This window comes from Affinundibacterium nitidum (genome assembly GCF_014284155.1).
Classification (GTDB): Bacteria; Pseudomonadota; Gammaproteobacteria; order Burkholderiales; family Burkholderiaceae_D; genus Undibacterium; species Undibacterium nitidum.
Map to the genome: position 1 here is coordinate 42,082 of NZ_JACOFZ010000003.1, position 16,372 is coordinate 58,453.

A 16,372-nucleotide genomic window follows, 5' to 3' on the forward strand; every position below is an offset into this window, starting at 1 on the left:
ACATATTGGGCTACTTACCGCAATTTTTTTGATCTATCCTAGGGATTTGCTCGATAAGCATGAATGACGAAGTATAAAGGATGTGGCATGGTTTCCTTGCAAATCCAATCTCTTTTTCAAATGAATACAATACTTATACAATGTTCGAGATTTCATAGGGGCATTCTCCCTGTACAATAAACAACTTTTAGACAATAAAGATCGTGCAGCGCAGTTCATACACAGCGTACCGATTTTTGACTTGACTAGGTCACTTTACGAAGCGCGCGGTAAATCAAGCACCTACGCCCAAACTGACCTACAAAGAAAGGCAACATGTTACTTCAGCCCGTAATTCTCTCGGGTGGCTCCGGCACTCGTTTGTGGCCACTCTCGCGTGAGAAACACCCTAAACAACTTCTCTCCTTGTTCAACGATGAAACTATGCTGCAGGCAACCGCCTCGCGGGTACGCACCTTCCATGGCGAAGTAGCAGTCAGCGACAAGTTGATCGTGGTGTGTAACGAGGAATACCGTTTTATTACAGCAGAGCAACTTCAAACCGTGGGTTTCAACAACTGCACTTTGCTGCTTGAGCCAATCGGTCGCAACACCGCGCCAGCTGTCACCCTGGCTGCCCTCTCGGCATTGGAGAAAAACGAAGACAGCGTATTGCTGATCATGCCGGCAGACCATAACATCGCTGACACTGCAAAATTTCATCAAGCGGTCGCAACAGGTCTGCCGCAAGCCATCAATGGTGCTATGGTGACATTCGGCATCGTGCCGAACCACCCTAACACCGGCTACGGCTATATCCAAGTCGGTGACAAGTTAGCCAATAGTGAAGCAGTAGAACTACGCACCTTCGTCGAGAAGCCATCTGCAGCGGTGGCACAAACTTATCTTGATAGTGGCAACTACGTGTGGAACAGCGGCATCTTCATGATGCGCGCGAGTGTATGGCTCAAAGCGATTCAACATTTCAACCCAGCGATGTTCTCAGCATGCAAATCATCGGTTGAAAACGCCAACATCGATATCGACTTTGTTCGCATTCATAAAGATCATTTCAGTGCATGTCCTTCAGACTCGATCGACTATGCAGTGATGGAAAAGCTAGCGAGCGCACCGCAGCTCAACATCAGCGCTTGCGTGGTCCCGTTTGATGCTGGTTGGTCCGACGTCGGCGCGTGGGATGCTGTTTGGGAAGTTTCAGATAAAGATGGCGATGGAAACTCTTTGCGCGGTGACGTCATCGTCGAAGATTCTCGCAACTGCCTATTGGTGTCGGATAGCCGCTTGGTTGCCTGCTTAGGTTTGGATGATGTCATCGTCGTCGAAACTCCGGATGCAGTCTTAGTTACCAACAAAGCGAATACCAGCAACATCAAACGCGTTATTACACGTTTGAAGGATCAAAACTACGCGCAAACCGACAACCATCGCAAAGTGTATCGCCCATGGGGCCACTACGATTCTGTGGATAAAGGTGAACATTTCCAAGTCAAACGCATCGTCGTAAAACCGGGCGGCAGCTTGTCAATGCAAATGCACCAGCACCGAGCAGAACATTGGATCGTGGTGACTGGCGTCGCTCGTGTCACGCGTGGCGAAGACGTGATGACGCTCAAAGCCAACGAATCGACCTATATTCCATTGGGTGTGAAACACCGCTTAGAAAACCCAGGCACGGTGGACCTCGAAGTGATCGAAGTGCAATCAGGAACCTATTTGGGTGAAGATGACATCGTACGCTTCGGTGATATTTATGGTCGCCATGAAGATGGTCGCCATGAAAATGAGCAACAAGAAGAACGCAAGCTAGCCTGATCACTTTAGGAATCCGATTGAAAGCTTTACTTTTATCGCTGTGGCGTTTCCGGCATTTCATGCTGTCGTCGATCAAGGCCGAATTCCGCGGCCGTTTCGCGCGCAGCAAGTTGGGGGCACTGTGGATGATTCTCAATCCTTTGGCGCAAGCAACGATTTTTGCCATCGTACTCGCCGAATTTCTCGGTGCTCGCCTACCCAACAGCACTAACAAAGCAGACTACCCCATTTATCTAATGGCCGGAACGGCGGCATGGGGTCTGTTTGCCGAAATCGTCACGCGCTGCACAACGGTGTTCATCGATTATTCGAATACCTTAAAGAAGATCGCCTTTCCTCGTTTGTGTTTGCCGATGATTGTTGGCGGCAGTGCGATCATCAACCATCTGCTACTTTTGATTGCGATGAGTGTGGTGTTCCTGTTTTTCAACCACTATCCACAAATATCCTGGTTTGCGTTACCTGTAGGGATGGCCTTAATCATCATGTTCGCCTTTGGCCTTGGTATTTTGCTCGGCCTACTCAATGTTTTCTCGCGCGATGTTGGCCAAGTCTTGGGCATTGTGATGCAACTTTGGTTTTGGCTCACACCAGTGGTGTACACGGCAGAGAGCCTACCAAAACAATTTCGCTTCTTGGCTGAGGTCAATCCTATGGCGGGTCTGGTTAAGATTTATCAAGATGCTTTGTTGTATGGCAAATTTCCAGACTGGGCCAGTCTGACCGTGCCGTTCATATGTGTAACCAGCTTGTTCTTATTTTCTTTCTGGATCTTCCGCCGCGCCAGTGCTGATTTGGTCGATGCCCTATGAGTTCACACGATTCTTCTACGCCGAGTAAAACCATCTTACAAGTTAATGGTGTCGGCAAATGCTATACCAAATTTGATAGTAGCTTCGTGCGTTTGATGCACTGGGCAGGTTTCAGTAGTAACGCGAAAACCGAATATTGGGCGAATCGAGACATCCATTTTTCGGTGCAAAGTGGTCAAGCGGTTGCGATTATTGGGCAAAATGGCGCCGGCAAAAGTACCTTACTGAAAATGATCACAGGTACCGTACGCCCTACCGTGGGTACGATCGCGGTGAGTGGCACCATCAGCGCAATGCTGGAGCTAGGCCTAGGCTTTAATCCTGAATTCACGGGTCGTCAGAACGCCTATATGGCTGGTGGCCTAATGGGGCTCAGTCAAAAACAACTGGATGCCTTGATGCCTGAAATTGAAGCTTTCGCTGAAATTGGCGACTTCTTTGAAATGCCATTACGTGTTTATTCAAGTGGCATGCAAGCACGCTTGGCATTTGCTGTTGCCACGGCGGTGCGACCAGACGTATTAATCGTCGATGAAATTTTGTCGGTTGGTGACAGCTACTTCCAACATCGTAGTTTTGATCGCATTAAGCAGTTCAAAGAACAAGGTACTTCGATCATTCTCGTCACCCATGGCATGAGTGATGTACGCGCAATTTGCGACCATGTGATTTTGATCGATAAAGGGCAAATCTTAAAGCAAGGTGCGCCCGATGAAGTAGTCGATTACTACAATGCCATGATCGCGCAAAAAGAAAACGAAAAACTCAATATCGAACAAAAGCGTGATGAACAAGGTTGGCTCAAAACCCGCTCGGGCTCTGGCACCGCAGTTGTCACCAAACTCGTGTTACAAGATGCTAAGACCGAAGAAGAAGTCGCTGCCGCCCAAGTAGGACAAGCATTGAATTTAGTCTGCGAGGTTCTAGTCAACGGTGAGATACCAGAGCTCGTACTCGGTATGATGATGCGCGACAAACAAGGTAGCGTCATTTGGGGCTCAAACACCTTCCATACCAAAGCAGTACAAACTGATTTAGAAACCGGTGACCGCCTACGTTATACACTGCCGTTTGAATGTCGCTTGGGACCAGGATCTTATTCAGTAACAACCGCATTAACGCGCGGTGAATCGCATCTCGATCAGAACTTCGAATGGTCGGATAATTTATTGGTTTTTGATGTGATCAATGTCGATAAGAATATCTTCATTGGTAGCCAGTGGTTACCGAACGCGTTCGCTGTCACACTCGACAAATCGCACACGAAAACAGTATCTAACTAAAGCAGGTGACTTATTTCAGCAGTTGCTGATACAGGGCTTGGTAACGGCTTGCCATGCGCTCAGCAGTGAAGAGTTCTTCATAGCGTGCCGCCGCGCTTTGCCCCATCTGAGCCGCCAATTCAGGATGTGACAGCAGTTTTTGCATGGCATCGCGGAATGCTTGAGGATCATTCGCTGGCACTACCATCCCAGTATGCTGATCCAAATTGACATAAGACGTACCAGTACCGATTTCGCATGAGACCATCGGCTTACCAAACATAGCCGCTTCGAGCAAAGTAATGCCAAAGGCTTCAGAGCGTAAATGTGATGGAAAGGCCAAGGCATAACACAAACTCAACAGAGCGACCTTGTCGCTCTCGGGTAAGGCTCCCAAGAAATGCACGTGCTGCAAATTGAGCGCCTGTGCCTGACGCTTCAACTCTTGTTCAACTGGGCCATCACCAAGAATGACCACTGGTATTTGTGTGCCAGCCACAGCATCAAGCAGCACATGCAAACCCTTGTAATAGCGCAGCATACCAACGAACAAAAAGAACGGCTGCGGAAAGCGGGTGCGCCAACGTTGTAGATCTTCTTCTGCCGCTTGCGGATAAATACTCCGATCGAGTCCATAAGTAATGATCTCGGTTTTATCTCGATACTTTCCTAAAGTTGGGCTCGTCGCTAAGTAATTGGGCGATGTGGCAACAATGCGGTCAACACTATTGAGAAACTTATTTTGCAGTGGCTGATACAGTTTCAACAGATACTTCTGACGAACGATATCGGAGTGGTAAGTGACGACACTTGGCTTCTTGACGCCGCATGCAAAATGCGCCACATCCATGAAGGGCCAAGGAAAATGATAATGCACAATGTCAGCTTCAGCAGCGAGCTGTTTAAAACGGCTTAACGCAGACCAAGAGAAACCTGTCGAGGCGATTTCGAGGTCGAGTGCGGCGCGATGCACTGGACGACCTTCATACTCGATTTCTAATTTGGTCTTATCACGTGTCAGTGTCAAAATCTCAGCCTCAATACCGAGACGTGCAGAACCCGCCACCATCTGTCGAATGACTTGCTCTACCCCACCAAAGCTGTCTGGGTAGTACGTTCGGTAAAAGTGTAAAACCTTCATCTTTTTATTTTTCTGCTAGAGACTTCGCCATTTTATAGGCTAACAGAGTTTTATCAACACAAGTATCCCAAGTTAATTGGGATGCACGCTCTAAACCTTTTGGGATCGCCAAAGTGCGCCAAACGTTATCGCTCAGACCACGCTCAAGCTCCACACACATCTGATCAACATCGCGGGGCTCTACAAGCAAGGCTGCCGTACCAGCAACTTCTGGCATCGAAGAGCAATTCGAAGTCAATACCGGCACCCCACTCGCCATCGCTTCAGCGATCGGCAAACCAAACCCTTCATACAGAGATGGGTAAGTAAACAAACGCGCCCCTGCATACAATAAAGGTAAATGTGCTTGTGGCACGTAACCCAAATACTTCAACCAAGATTGCGCTGTCGCTTGCTCAATTTGCGCGTGAATCTCTTCGCTATTCCAACCTTTACCTCCCACCAGCACTAAAGGCCAACGCTGACGCATTGCCGATGGAAGTTTGCTATACGCTGCAATCAAATTACTTAAATTCTTACGTGGCTCGATAGTGGATACAAACAAACTGTAGCCTTGTGCTTGCAAGCCATATTGCGCAAGTACATCTTCTAATTCCGACAGCGGACGCGGATGATACACCTGATCCACCCCTAGCGGAATAGCCTGCACTTTATCTTCAGATAAATTAAATTCTTGCAAAAGTTCCAAGCGCGTTGCCTCGGAGTCGGTCAAGACCAATGAGGCGCGATTCACCGCATGCGGTATCAAAGTTTGCATACGCTCAATTCGCATTTGTGGATGCCAATTGCTTGGGTAATACGCTGACAAATCGTGAATCGTCACTACCGTTGGGATGCCGACGTTGGGGACAAAAAAATTCGGCCCGTGAAATACCGTATCGTTCAAACGATTTATTTGAATGGCGGCGAGTTTGGGCATGACTGCACCATACACTCGGGACACCAAAGGATTTTTGCCGAGTACATGCCGCCAATCCATTCCTTGGCGAACGCTCGAAACGGGAGAAGAAGATAAAGAGAGATCTGGAAGTGTGCGCCACAAACCGTCGGAAATAAAACGGAGCGACTCGACTTCTTGATGGTGTGGCAGACGAGTGGCCAACTCCCAGACATAACGACCAATTCCAGCTAAAGGCGGGCGAACGGCTTCAATCGATAAAACGACATTCACCCCAGGACCTCAAGCGCCTCAATCTTTTTAAGCGCTGCTTTGCTAGGCAACTGTTTAACTGGATTCTTAACATGTTCTCCTAGCATCCATGCAAGTGTGTCTTGCAAAGGAATAGCTGGTAGAGCACCAATGGTAGCGATCAACTTTCTGGAATCTCCAACTAGCTTACGCACCTCATTGGCACGCACAAACGCTGGATTCACCTTAACATCAATACGGTAGCCCGCTAAGCTCTCAACCATAGCGATCACTTCACGCAAGGTGTAATCTTTTCCGGAGCAAATATTAACGGTTTCGCCACGCGGTATGAGTTGCAATAACTCGCGATAAGCACGTGCAACGAAACGAACATCAGAGAAATCACGCGCAACGTCGAGATTGCCTAACTCGATGTGCTTCGCGCCACGTTTGAAATGGCTCACAATTTTTGGCAAAAGGAAATTTTCGGATTGCCCTAAACCGGTATAGTTGAATGGCCGCGTAATGAAGATAGGGAGTTTATCCATCCATAAACGAGCAACATGTTCCATCGCCATTTTACTGATGGCGTAATCATTGGCGGGCATCGGCGCTTCGGTTTCTTTAATCACTTCGGCCGTTGAATTACCGTAAATGTTTGCGCTACTTGCTACCAAAATCGACCGCGGAGGTGTCTCCAACTTCGACAAAGCTTCAAGCAAATTTCGCGTGCCAACGACATTAATACGATAGATATCCTCAACATTGCCATGCGCGACAAAAGAGATCGCTGCTAGATGCGCCACAATATCGGGCTGAACTTCGTTGACCACCGCCTGCAATGCAGCCGGGTCACATAGATCGACGTAATAAACGCCCTCTCCTAATGGTTCATTACCAAAAGCGGTCCCAAAAATCTGATAGCCACATGCTTCCAATTCGCGCGCCAAATACTCGCCTGTAAAACCTCGCAGGCCAGTAATAAGAGCGCGTGGGCGCGAATGTTTAGAAGGAATTGCCATGCGTATTTCGCTGAATGTCTGCGTCAACCATCATTTGGCAAAGCTGTTCTAAGGTCGTGGTCGGTTCCCAGCCCAGCACATCTTTTGCTTTTTGCGGATTACCAATCAATAATTCAACTTCAGCTGGACGATAGAACTTAGGATTTACTTTTACCAGTACTTTGCCAGTCTGAGCACAACGAGCGATCTCGTTTTCAGCAGCGCCTTCCCAATTCAATTGGAAACCAGCCGCCTTAAATGCCATCGTCACAAAGTCACGAACTGTTTCTGTACGATTTGTCGCCAGAACGAAAGTATCAGGCTCATCGGCCTGCAGCATACGCCACATACCTTCCACGTATTCTTTCGCGAAACCCCAATCACGCTTGGCATCCATGTTGCCAAGTTCAAGGCAATCCAGTTTACCCAGCTTAATCTTCGCAACAGAATCAGTAATCTTACGGGTTACAAACTCACGACCACGCAATGGTGACTCATGGTTAAACAAAATACCACTGCAAGCAAAAATGCCATAAGACTCGCGATAATTGATCGTCATCCAATGGGCATACAACTTAGCCACGCCATACGGGCTACGTGGATAAAACGGAGTCGTCTCAACCTGTGGAACTGCTTGAACTTTGCCGAACATCTCGGACGTCGATGCTTGATAGAAGCGAATCTTAGGATTGACCACACGAATCGCTTCAAGCAAATTCAAAGCACCTAAGCCGGTGATTTCTGTCGTTGTGACTGGCTGTTCAAAGGAAACGCCCACGAAACTTTGGGCCGCGAGGTTATATACCTCATCGACTTGGGTCGACTGCATCAAACGCACACTAGAAGACAAATCGGTGAGGTCGTACTCCACCAAATGCAGTTGGGGATGATTTTGAATTCCTAATTCTTCAATGCGCCAAAAGTTCACAGAACTGGTGCGGCGGTACGTACCATATACGGTATAACCCTTCTCTAACAGAAGCTGGGCCAAATAGGCGCCGTCTTGTCCAGTAATACCAGTGACTAATGCTTTCTTATTCATGCAAAACCTTTCGCCTAAGCGAATATTAATTTTTAGCTAATTTTAGCGCTATAACGAATGTTTTCACGTTGCGCCGACTTATTCTGTGATGAATATCACATTTTGACAGTATACCTGTACTTCAGTTGATGAACGGTAAATTTTTGTCATCTATTTGTAAGGAAATACTTCAAAACTTGCGATTCAAACTCATCCTTCGATTTTTCAAATCGCCCCATACTTTTGGCGATAAGCTCCAACCGCATCTTTAAACTGAGCCAACGAGGCATCTGCGTTGGCGCTCGACAAACACTCAAAAAGATCATTCAAGTTGGCGATCGCGATGACAGGAATTCCATATAAACGACTAACTTCCTGCACTGCCGAATGCGGGGAAAGCTCATCATCTTTACCTGCTCGCTCCATGCGATCAAGTGCGATCAGAACGGCGGCTGGCATCGCTCCAGCGGCGCGAATCAACTCGACAGATTCACGCACTGAAGTACCTGCAGAAATGACGTCATCAACGATCACAATCTTACCTTGCAGTTTGGCTCCCACAATAGTGCCGCCCTCGCCATGATCTTTCGCTTCTTTGCGATTGTAAGCAAACGGCACGTTACGGCCTTTGTTTGCTAAGGCAACAGCGGTTGCGGATGCGAGAGTAATGCCCTTGTACGCTGGGCCAAACAACATGTCGAACTCAACCCCAGACTCAAGCAAGGTTTGTGCATAGTAGTTTGCGATCTTGCCCAAATTTGCGCCGTCGTTGAACAGTCCAGCATTGAAGAAGTACGGTGACGTCCGTCCAGCCTTAGTAATGAATTCACCGAAGCGAATTACTTGGGCACCCACGGCGAATTGAATAAACTCTTGCTTTAAGTTTGCACTCATTTTTTTCTTCCTGATAATGTTAGTTCTTTATTTTTTGATTTTTGTCTGACGATCTACAAAGCTCGCCGCAAGGCATCCACTGCTTGACGCAGCGCACTTAAGCTAGCGTGAAGCCCATCATTTCGATTTGAATGATCGCGATTACTTTCTGTGTCGTCGACCATCGACAATAGGTAAGGTGCAGCCGTTGGTTCGATTGTTAGGCTCGTGCTCACCCCAGCATCTAATGAGAAATACAAGTCGCCTTCATGAAATTCGACACGATTATCTTCACCAAATGCTGCCAAGAGCTCGAAGAAATGGGTAGCCCATGTTCGTGCGTAATACAAACCAAGCTCAGAACGCACCACGAACTCCAAGCGTAGAGTCGGTGTCTCTCTCATGAAAGTAGAAAAGGCATCAGCTATACGATTTTTCTGTGAAGGCGTTAATTCGGTGTTCACGAGTTCAGTTACATCGATATATAGGCTTGGCGTGCCTAACTGCGCACGGTTCGCTGCGATCGCACCCGCTGTCATCAACCAATCAATTTCATTTGCTTGCGACGAATCTTTAATCAACTGACGCAGGCTACTTTGTAAAATCGCATTTGGTTCTGTAACACAAATTGATTCGATCGCCTCGAAATATTGATTGGCAATATAGCGCGGCGAACGATCGATCGACATATATTGTTGCGCCGCCTTCGACAGCTGCGCCCGCAAAGAAGCATCAGTACAAAGCTGATGAATTGCTGCTTGCAATTGCTGTGTTTGAAATTCGTCATCCAACAAAACGGCGACATTTGCAGGCAACTCAGCAATTGATCCATTTTTATTCGCGATCAAAGCTAAGCCGTAACAGAGACAGTCAAAAATAGTTCCAGAACTCTCGCCACGAGATGCAGTACGTAATTGGACTGCAAGGTCTGCTGCTTGGAGGTAATCACGGTACAGTTCTTGAGAGGCAAATCCGGTGATCACAACACGTTCGCGGAGATCATTTTTTTGGATCAACTGTGTCAATGCGCGGCCATACTCACCACCATCATTTTGTCCGACAAATACCAAACGAACTTTATTCTGTTTCAGCCAATCGCTGGCGAGACAGGCCTCAAGCAGACGGATATTTTGCTTATTGGCGCCTAACATACCGAAAGAACACACCAAGATCTCGTCATCAGCAATGCCGAGCTTGCGGCGAGCTTCACTCTTTTCATTGATGATCGGACTTTTCCTCAGGTGAGGCACCAATTTCCAATTTTGGGTTTCTGCTTCCCCCATCCATTTTTTGGCAAGTCCCAACGAATACTCGGAGTGAACAATCACGCCTTCAGCCTTGTGCAAATAGTGTGGACTGCAGGGCAAACGCTGAATTAATTGCGGATGATTCTTTGGTTCTTTTTGCTCAAGTAATGCAGATATGCCATGTGCACCGTACAGAGCATGAGTCCAAATCCCCGGTTGGATTCCGTTCATGTCGAGGTAGGCGAGGGAGTCACCAAGGAAGAAATCATGCAACACCACGATACCTGGTCGGCATTCAAAGAGCTCATACATGTAGGCATGCGCTGGGGAATTCCCAAAATGAAAGACCACCCGATCAAAGTCATTCAAATTTTGCTTGAACCAGTTTGCATCCCGAATGGGCATATTGGCGGCCAGCCAGGAATCACTGACTTTGGTCTCTTCAACGATCAAGGTCAGGTCGTAGAATTCATCAAGAGCGGGCACAAGCTCTGCGCTGTAATCGGCGATACCTGACTCTATCGGAGGCAGAGGTGAAATATAGGCGAGTTTCGGTCTACCCGTGCTCGCCTTTTGATCCATCGATCTCTCTGCCAATGATGCGAATGACTCCTCCATCGCCGCCAACGCACGTTTCGCTGAAGCATCCCAAGAAAAAAGCTTCGCTTGCGCCAAACCATGCTGGACCAATTCGGCAGCCAACGGCGCTTGAGTCAATACCTCAAGCATCTTCTCTGCAATCGAGGTAATCGAACGTGGATCGAACAAGGCATTTGGGTTTCCAACTACTTCGGGCAAACTACTGGTGTTCGCAGCAATCACGGGAACACCGCAGGACATTGCTTCCAATGCGGGCAAACCAAAACCTTCATGCCATGATGGGAAAACGAATAACTTACAGCCTTGATAAAGTAAGGGTAAATCTTGATCGGGCACGAATCCAGTAAAGATAACATCGGCTTCTGCCAGTCCAATTTTTTTGACAAATGCTTTTAAACGATCTTTCTCTTCGGGGCGAATGCTGCACACAATGGCAAGTTGGTGCGTTGATCTGACTGGCAACGGCAATTTCGCATATGCTTCAATCAAACCATCAATATTTTTACGCAGGTCTATGCCGCCGGTGTACATCACATAAGGTTTGTGCAAATGGTATCGCTGACGTAGTTCCGCCATTTGTGATTCATTTGCCGTGGATAATTGAAAACACTCATCCACCGCGGAGGAAATATTGACGACTTTTTCTTGGTCCAGTTGCAGATATTGAATGCCTTCTTGTCGCGAAGATTCGGAAATCGCCAACAACAAATCTGCCCGTTTCAACTGGTGTAAGCGACGGTAGTACCAAGCGCGTTGGCGCTCATCGACGAGATATTGTTTTTCATAGACAAGCGGGATCAAATCGTAAAGCGTAACCGCCGTTGGTATATGGACACCATTCAAACCAATGCTGCTGACTGCATCATCTCCCGAGCCCTCAAACAGACTCGTAATATGGACGTAGTCTGGGCGCAAGCTAGCCAGCATTTGTTCACGCACTAACTGCGCAGCGCGTAAACGCCAAGCATTTTCTGGGTAGAGCTCTGCAACTGGCAAAGGTAATTTCCAAACGTGAATATTATTCTGGGAAATTAAATTCGCGAATTCACGACGAATCGGCTCTATCGTTTCCGGAAAAGCGTTACTGAGTAGCAGGTGAATGTCATGCGAACCCGCGTTACGCAACATAGCCTTAGCCAAGGCCATGGAATATCGTCCTATCCCGCGGTGTCGACTGCCCGTCGATTGGCAGGCTTGAAGGTCTAAAACAATACGCATGCTTAAAACTCTTTTCTCAACATCTTAATCTGCTTTAAGATCGCCGCAGTCTCGGCACTTAAAACCTTGGTCGCAGCATGTTCAGCGACGATATTCACGAAAGGTGCAGGTAAAGGACGCTGGAGCAGTAAGCCCTGAACCTTAGCTCGCAAGCTTGGGAAATAACTAAGAATACGCTTCCCTGTACGCCGAATGAAATCTGACTTTGAGAGAAAGCGTAGTATCGATACTATCCGTGCTTTAACTTCCGCCTTCGACACTCCTCCGGCGCGAACGATACGAGACATGGCACGCAGTGGTGCAGTAATGCGCCAAGAGGTACTCGAGTAAACCGCGTTCAATTGCGCGCGTAATTGTTCTTCGTTCATAGATTCTCTGCGGGGGAAAGCTGGCACGTGTTGTAATCTCGTTTTCTCGTGACTCGGCCAATAACGAATTCGAGTGCAGAAACCAAATTTCACGCATCCAATAAACCCGCAAGTATAAACCATGCTTAATTGGCTAAACCAAGAATTCATCCCCACCTTGATCGATGATCATCTGGTATTCTAGAAAATTACGTAAAATTTGCCCTAAATAATTATATTGAAGACAATGACCATTAAAGTAATCTCCGCCAATCTCAATGGCATACGTTCCGCTGCAAAAAAAGGCTTTTTCGATTGGATGAAGAAGGAAGCTCCGGATTTTCTCTGCGTACAAGAGCTCAAGGCTCAGGAAGCAGATATGACTGAAGACTTCTTACGACCACACGACTATCACGGCCACTTTCATTATGCAGAGAAAAAAGGCTACTCTGGGACTGGCGTTTATAGCAAGAAAAAGCCGGACCAAGTCGTAATCGGTTTTGGCAGCGAAGAATTTGATACGGAAGGCCGCTATGTGCGCTGCGATTTCGATAATCTCTCGATTATCTCCGTATATTGCCCCTCAGGCTCATCATCACCTGAACGCCAAGAAGCGAAGTTTCGATTTATGGATGAATTCCGCCCTCACTTAGCGGAATTGATTGCACAGGGTCGCGAGCTAATCATTTGCGGCGACTGGAATATCGCTCACAAAGAAATCGATCTTAAAAACTGGAAAAGTAATCAAAAGAATTCCGGCTTCCTCCCTGAGGAGCGCACTTGGATGGGAAATTTGTTTGATGAATTGGGATGGGTCGACGTGTATCGCCAACTCCACCCAGAAACAACCGGTGAGGCCTATACGTGGTGGAGCAATCGCGGGCAAGCCTGGGCAAACAATGTCGGTTGGCGTATCGACTATCATGTGGCGACACCGGGCGTCGCCAGTAAGGCGCACAGTGCCGCCATTTACAAAGAAGAGCGCTTTAGCGATCACGCGCCTCTGACTATCGTCTATAAGTAATTATTCCCTATGAATTGCGTTGATGTCAGCTCCATCAACGCACATCAGGAATCACTTTTACGTTCGACTTGTAGGGTGGCAAGCTCGCCAAATCTACATTCTTGGCTTTGGCGTACAAGGGCATCACTTCTGGGAAGTGCTTACGGATTTCATTAATACGATCGGTTCCGGCTGGATGCGTGGAGAGCCATTTCGGCGGCGAATTTTTATTCACGTAACCCATCTTTTGCCACAAGGCGACACCAGCACGGGGATCATAACCGGCACGTGCAGCGATATCTAAGCCAACGACATCGGCTTCGCTTTCGTCATCACGTGAAAACTTGAGCATCGCTAAGTTGGCACCTGCACTCCCTGCGCCCGCTACCATACGTCCGTCGTAGCCCTTATATTCAGCGAACAAAGCAGCGCTTTTCACCAAAATATTTGCGGCGATTGATTTACCTGCGCGTTCAGCACCATGCTCGCGCAAGGCATGGGCGATTTCATGTCCCATCACAATTGCGACTTCATCATCGGTTAATTTGAGTGAATCGATAATTCCCGTATAGAAGGCGATTTTGCCACCTGGCATACAGTACGCATTAATTTGACTCGAACCGAGAAGATTGACTTCCCATTTCCAGTCTTTAGCTCGGTCATTCCAAGGTAAGGCGTAAGGAATCAATTTCTTTGCAATGGCACGTAAGCGGATAACCTGTGGATTATCATCTGGTGCCAGGGCTTTCTTCGACTGCGCGTCTTGCATGGTTTGTAGATACTGCTGGGCGGCTTGTCCTTCAAGAGCACCGGTCGGCACCAGCTTCCGCATCAGAGACATTTTTCCGACCTTCACGCCTTCTTGCGACGTGGCCTCTTGTGCAAACGCAAGACCGGAAGTAGTAACGCACAACAGCAAACTACCAATAGCGAAAGTTTTTTTCATAATGCTCAGACCACGGATTAGAGAGGGTTATTAAGTCAAACCACATTAGTGTATTTCAAGTCGCGGATAAATGTTGATCCATTAACGACACTAAACTTATTTCAACTAGCCCGTTTCTTTAAACGAAACACAGCTAAACTTCCGCGCAAATTCGGCAACCAATGAATTTGCTTACCTTCGTGTAATGCAACGCATTCCATCACGGTTAAGCCGACATCATCTGCCAAATCGGCGAAATCATAAATCGTTGCGCATCGCACGTTTGGCGTGTCGTACCATTCATAAGGCAAAGATTTCGAGACTGGCATTTTGCCACGCAAAAGTGCGGTCCGATGCGGCCAATAACCAAAATTGGGAAAAGAGACGATCGCTTCATTGCCAACACGGGCAATATCACGCAACAAAGGTTCGACATGCTTCATCATCTGTAGAGACGACAAACACAATACGGTGTCAAATGCTTTTTCACCAAAAATCTTCAGCCCGTCTTCCATGTCTTGCTGAATCACATTGATACCACGAGCAGTACATGCCAGCACTTTATCGTCGGCAATTTCAATTCCGTATCCGCTACATTGTTTATCGGTTTGCAAATAATCGAGCATGACGCCGTCGCCGCAGCCAACATCCAGCACGTGTGACTCTTCTTTTACCCAGTCTGCAATAAACGCTAAATCGGGACGTAATTGTTTTAATTCCTGTACGTTCATTTCAGCTCCTTAGCAATACGATCATAGTAAGCCGCTACAAAATTCAAGTAGCGACTATCCTCCAACAAAAAGGCATCATGACCATGGGGAGCATCGATTTCAGCGTAACTTACAGTGCGTTTATTATCGACCAAAGCCTTCACAATTTCGCGGCTACGCTCGGGCGAAAAACGCCAATCAGTGGTGAACGAGGCTAACAAAAATTTCGCTTTTGTACCCGCTAACGCTTTGCTCAAGTCGCCGTCAAATTCACGGGCAGGATCGAAGTAATCGAGCGCTTTGGTAATCAAGAGATAGGTATTGGCGTCAAAGTAATCCGAAAATTTATCGCCTTGATAGCGCAGATAAGATTCAATTTCAAACTCGACACCATAACCAAATTGGTACTCACCGGTTTTCAATTCACGCCCAAATTTTTCAGCCATATCGTCATTTGACAAATAGGTGATATGGCCAATCATGCGTGCTACTTTCAACCCATTTCTTGGTACGACATTGTGTGCGTAAAAGTCACCGCCATGAAAATCAGGATCAGTCAAAATCGCCTGACGAGCCACGTCGTTAAACGCGATATTTTGCGTGGATAACTTTGGCGTCGAAGCGATCACTACGCAATGACGTAGACGATCAGGAAACAAGATACTCCAGGCCAGCGCCTGCATGCCACCAAGCGAACCGCCCATGACTGCCGCAAATTGCTGGATGCCAAGTTCATCGGCGACTCGCGCTTGGGCTCGTACCCAATCTTCAACAGTAACTACCGGGAAATCGGCCCCATAGGGCTTCCCAGTTGCGGGATTGGTATGCATCGGACCAGTAGAACCAAAACAAGATCCCAAATTATTGATGCCAATGACAAAGAAACGATTCGTGTCTACCGGCTTGCCGGGACCCACCATGTTGTCCCACCAACCAATATTCTTCGGCTGATCTTCATAAAAACCAGCAACATGATGCGAAGCATTCAGTGCATGACAGATCAATACTGCGTTTGATTTGTCCGCATTTAACGTGCCGTAAGTTTCCACCATCAGGGTGTAATCGCTTATGGTAGCGCCGCTTTGCAGCTGCAAAGCCTCACTAAAGCGATAAGCCTGGGGCTTAACGATTCCAACAGATGACATAAGTTCTTCCCTTAAGAGACAAACGCGAAGTTCGTCAACAATCACAATACACTTAGGGGCTAAAAGGTGGGCTGAATGGAGGGGTTATTGCAGCATTCGAGCTCGCTTTAGCCGTATTTATTCGTC

The 16,372-nt window shown here is 47.5% G+C and carries 14 protein-coding genes; 4 read left to right on the forward strand and 10 right to left on the reverse strand.

Translation table 11 applies throughout. The annotated features are described in order from the left end of the window. The first annotated feature begins 315 nt into the window (after positions 1-315). The 3 genes from H8K36_RS10125 to H8K36_RS10135 are packed head-to-tail and all read left to right on the forward strand — an operon-like array spanning position 316 to position 3,907. A complete protein-coding gene (locus H8K36_RS10125) occupies positions 316-1,812 on the forward strand; it encodes a mannose-1-phosphate guanylyltransferase/mannose-6-phosphate isomerase (protein WP_186916597.1) in 1,497 nt (498 codons plus the stop codon). Positions 1,813-1,829: 17 nt separating this feature from the next. Next, positions 1,830-2,624, forward strand: a complete 795-nt coding sequence (locus H8K36_RS10130; RefSeq protein ID WP_222611199.1) for an ABC transporter permease — start codon at positions 1,830-1,832, stop codon at positions 2,622-2,624. Then, positions 2,621-3,907: an ABC transporter ATP-binding protein gene (locus H8K36_RS10135; RefSeq protein ID WP_186916596.1), complete on the forward strand. Its 1,287-nt coding sequence runs from the start codon at positions 2,621-2,623 to the stop codon at positions 3,905-3,907. The genes H8K36_RS10130 and H8K36_RS10135 overlap by 4 nt, the downstream gene beginning before the upstream one ends. 10 nt (positions 3,908-3,917) lie before the next feature. Here H8K36_RS10135 and H8K36_RS10140 read toward each other — a convergent pair whose 3' ends face one another. From H8K36_RS10140 to H8K36_RS10170, 7 genes are all read right to left on the reverse strand, one after another. Beyond that, entirely contained in the window at positions 3,918-5,027 is a 1,110-nt protein-coding gene (locus H8K36_RS10140; protein ID WP_186916595.1) for a glycosyltransferase family 4 protein, read from the reverse strand. Positions 5,028-5,031: 4 nt separating this feature from the next. After that, complete coding sequence (locus H8K36_RS19605) at positions 5,032-6,198, reverse strand: glycosyltransferase family 4 protein (RefSeq protein WP_186916594.1); 1,167 nt, start codon at positions 6,196-6,198, stop codon at positions 5,032-5,034. Then, complete coding sequence (locus tag H8K36_RS10150; RefSeq protein WP_186916593.1) at positions 6,195-7,178, reverse strand: GDP-mannose 4,6-dehydratase; 984 nt, start codon at positions 7,176-7,178, stop codon at positions 6,195-6,197. Before H8K36_RS10150 ends, H8K36_RS19605 begins: the two co-directional genes overlap by 4 nt. Next, on the reverse strand, positions 7,162-8,199 hold the full coding sequence (gene gmd, locus H8K36_RS10155) for a GDP-mannose 4,6-dehydratase (protein ID WP_186916592.1): 1,038 nt from the start codon (positions 8,197-8,199) through the stop codon (positions 7,162-7,164). Before gmd ends, H8K36_RS10150 begins: the two co-directional genes overlap by 17 nt. Before the next feature lie 204 nt (positions 8,200-8,403). Further along, the gene (gene pyrE, locus H8K36_RS10160; protein WP_186916591.1) at positions 8,404-9,072 is read right to left on the reverse strand and encodes an orotate phosphoribosyltransferase; all 669 of its coding nucleotides are present in this window, start codon (positions 9,070-9,072) and stop codon (positions 8,404-8,406) included. 53 nt (positions 9,073-9,125) lie between these two features. Then, the gene (locus H8K36_RS10165) at positions 9,126-12,116 is read right to left on the reverse strand and encodes a glycosyltransferase (protein ID WP_186916590.1); all 2,991 of its coding nucleotides are present in this window, start codon (positions 12,114-12,116) and stop codon (positions 9,126-9,128) included. Positions 12,117-12,118: 2 nt separating this feature from the next. Beyond that, positions 12,119-12,484: a hypothetical protein gene (locus tag H8K36_RS10170; protein WP_186916589.1), complete on the reverse strand. Its 366-nt coding sequence runs from the start codon at positions 12,482-12,484 to the stop codon at positions 12,119-12,121. 226 nt (positions 12,485-12,710) lie between these two features. Here H8K36_RS10170 and H8K36_RS10175 point away from each other — a divergent pair, with 226 nt between their 5' ends. Then, the gene (locus H8K36_RS10175; RefSeq protein ID WP_186916588.1) at positions 12,711-13,487 is read left to right on the forward strand and encodes an exodeoxyribonuclease III; all 777 of its coding nucleotides are present in this window, start codon (positions 12,711-12,713) and stop codon (positions 13,485-13,487) included. 34 nt (positions 13,488-13,521) lie between these two features. On the opposite strand, the gene H8K36_RS10180 is transcribed toward H8K36_RS10175, so the two are convergent. The 3 genes from H8K36_RS10180 to metX all read right to left on the reverse strand — a co-directional run bounded on the left by H8K36_RS10180 (position 13,522) and on the right by metX (position 16,246). Then, positions 13,522-14,412, reverse strand: a complete 891-nt coding sequence (locus tag H8K36_RS10180) for a M48 family metallopeptidase (RefSeq protein ID WP_186916587.1) — start codon at positions 14,410-14,412, stop codon at positions 13,522-13,524. A gap of 101 nt (positions 14,413-14,513) precedes the next feature. Next, complete coding sequence (metW, locus tag H8K36_RS10185; protein WP_186916586.1) at positions 14,514-15,122, reverse strand: methionine biosynthesis protein MetW; 609 nt, start codon at positions 15,120-15,122, stop codon at positions 14,514-14,516. After that, positions 15,119-16,246 carry a homoserine O-succinyltransferase MetX gene (gene metX, locus H8K36_RS10190; protein WP_186916585.1) on the reverse strand — a complete coding sequence of 376 codons (1,128 nt, stop codon included), beginning with the start codon at positions 16,244-16,246 and terminating at the stop codon, positions 15,119-15,121. Before metX ends, metW begins: the two co-directional genes overlap by 4 nt. Positions 16,247-16,372: the final 126 nt, after the last annotated feature.

Coding starts and splice junctions, on each gene's coding strand:
- H8K36_RS10125 (WP_186916597.1), top strand. CDS start 316: ATGTTACTTCAGCCCGTAATTCTCTCGGGTGGCTCCGGCACTCGTTTG.
- H8K36_RS10135 (WP_186916596.1), top strand. CDS start 2,621: ATGAGTTCACACGATTCTTCTACGCCGAGTAAAACCATCTTACAAGTT.
- H8K36_RS10140 (WP_186916595.1), bottom strand. CDS start 5,027: ATGAAGGTTTTACACTTTTACCGAACGTACTACCCAGACAGCTTTGGT.
- H8K36_RS10150 (WP_186916593.1), bottom strand. CDS start 7,178: ATGGCAATTCCTTCTAAACATTCGCGCCCACGCGCTCTTATTACTGGC.
- gmd (WP_186916592.1), bottom strand. CDS start 8,199: ATGAATAAGAAAGCATTAGTCACTGGTATTACTGGACAAGACGGCGCC.
- pyrE (WP_186916591.1), bottom strand. CDS start 9,072: ATGAGTGCAAACTTAAAGCAAGAGTTTATTCAATTCGCCGTGGGTGCC.
- H8K36_RS10165 (WP_186916590.1), bottom strand. CDS start 12,116: ATGCGTATTGTTTTAGACCTTCAAGCCTGCCAATCGACGGGCAGTCGA.
- H8K36_RS10170 (WP_186916589.1), bottom strand. CDS start 12,484: ATGAACGAAGAACAATTACGCGCGCAATTGAACGCGGTTTACTCGAGT.
- H8K36_RS10175 (WP_186916588.1), top strand. CDS start 12,711: ATGACCATTAAAGTAATCTCCGCCAATCTCAATGGCATACGTTCCGCT.
- H8K36_RS10180 (WP_186916587.1), bottom strand. CDS start 14,412: ATGAAAAAAACTTTCGCTATTGGTAGTTTGCTGTTGTGCGTTACTACT.
- metW (WP_186916586.1), bottom strand. CDS start 15,122: ATGAACGTACAGGAATTAAAACAATTACGTCCCGATTTAGCGTTTATT.
- metX (WP_186916585.1), bottom strand. CDS start 16,246: ATGTCATCTGTTGGAATCGTTAAGCCCCAGGCTTATCGCTTTAGTGAG.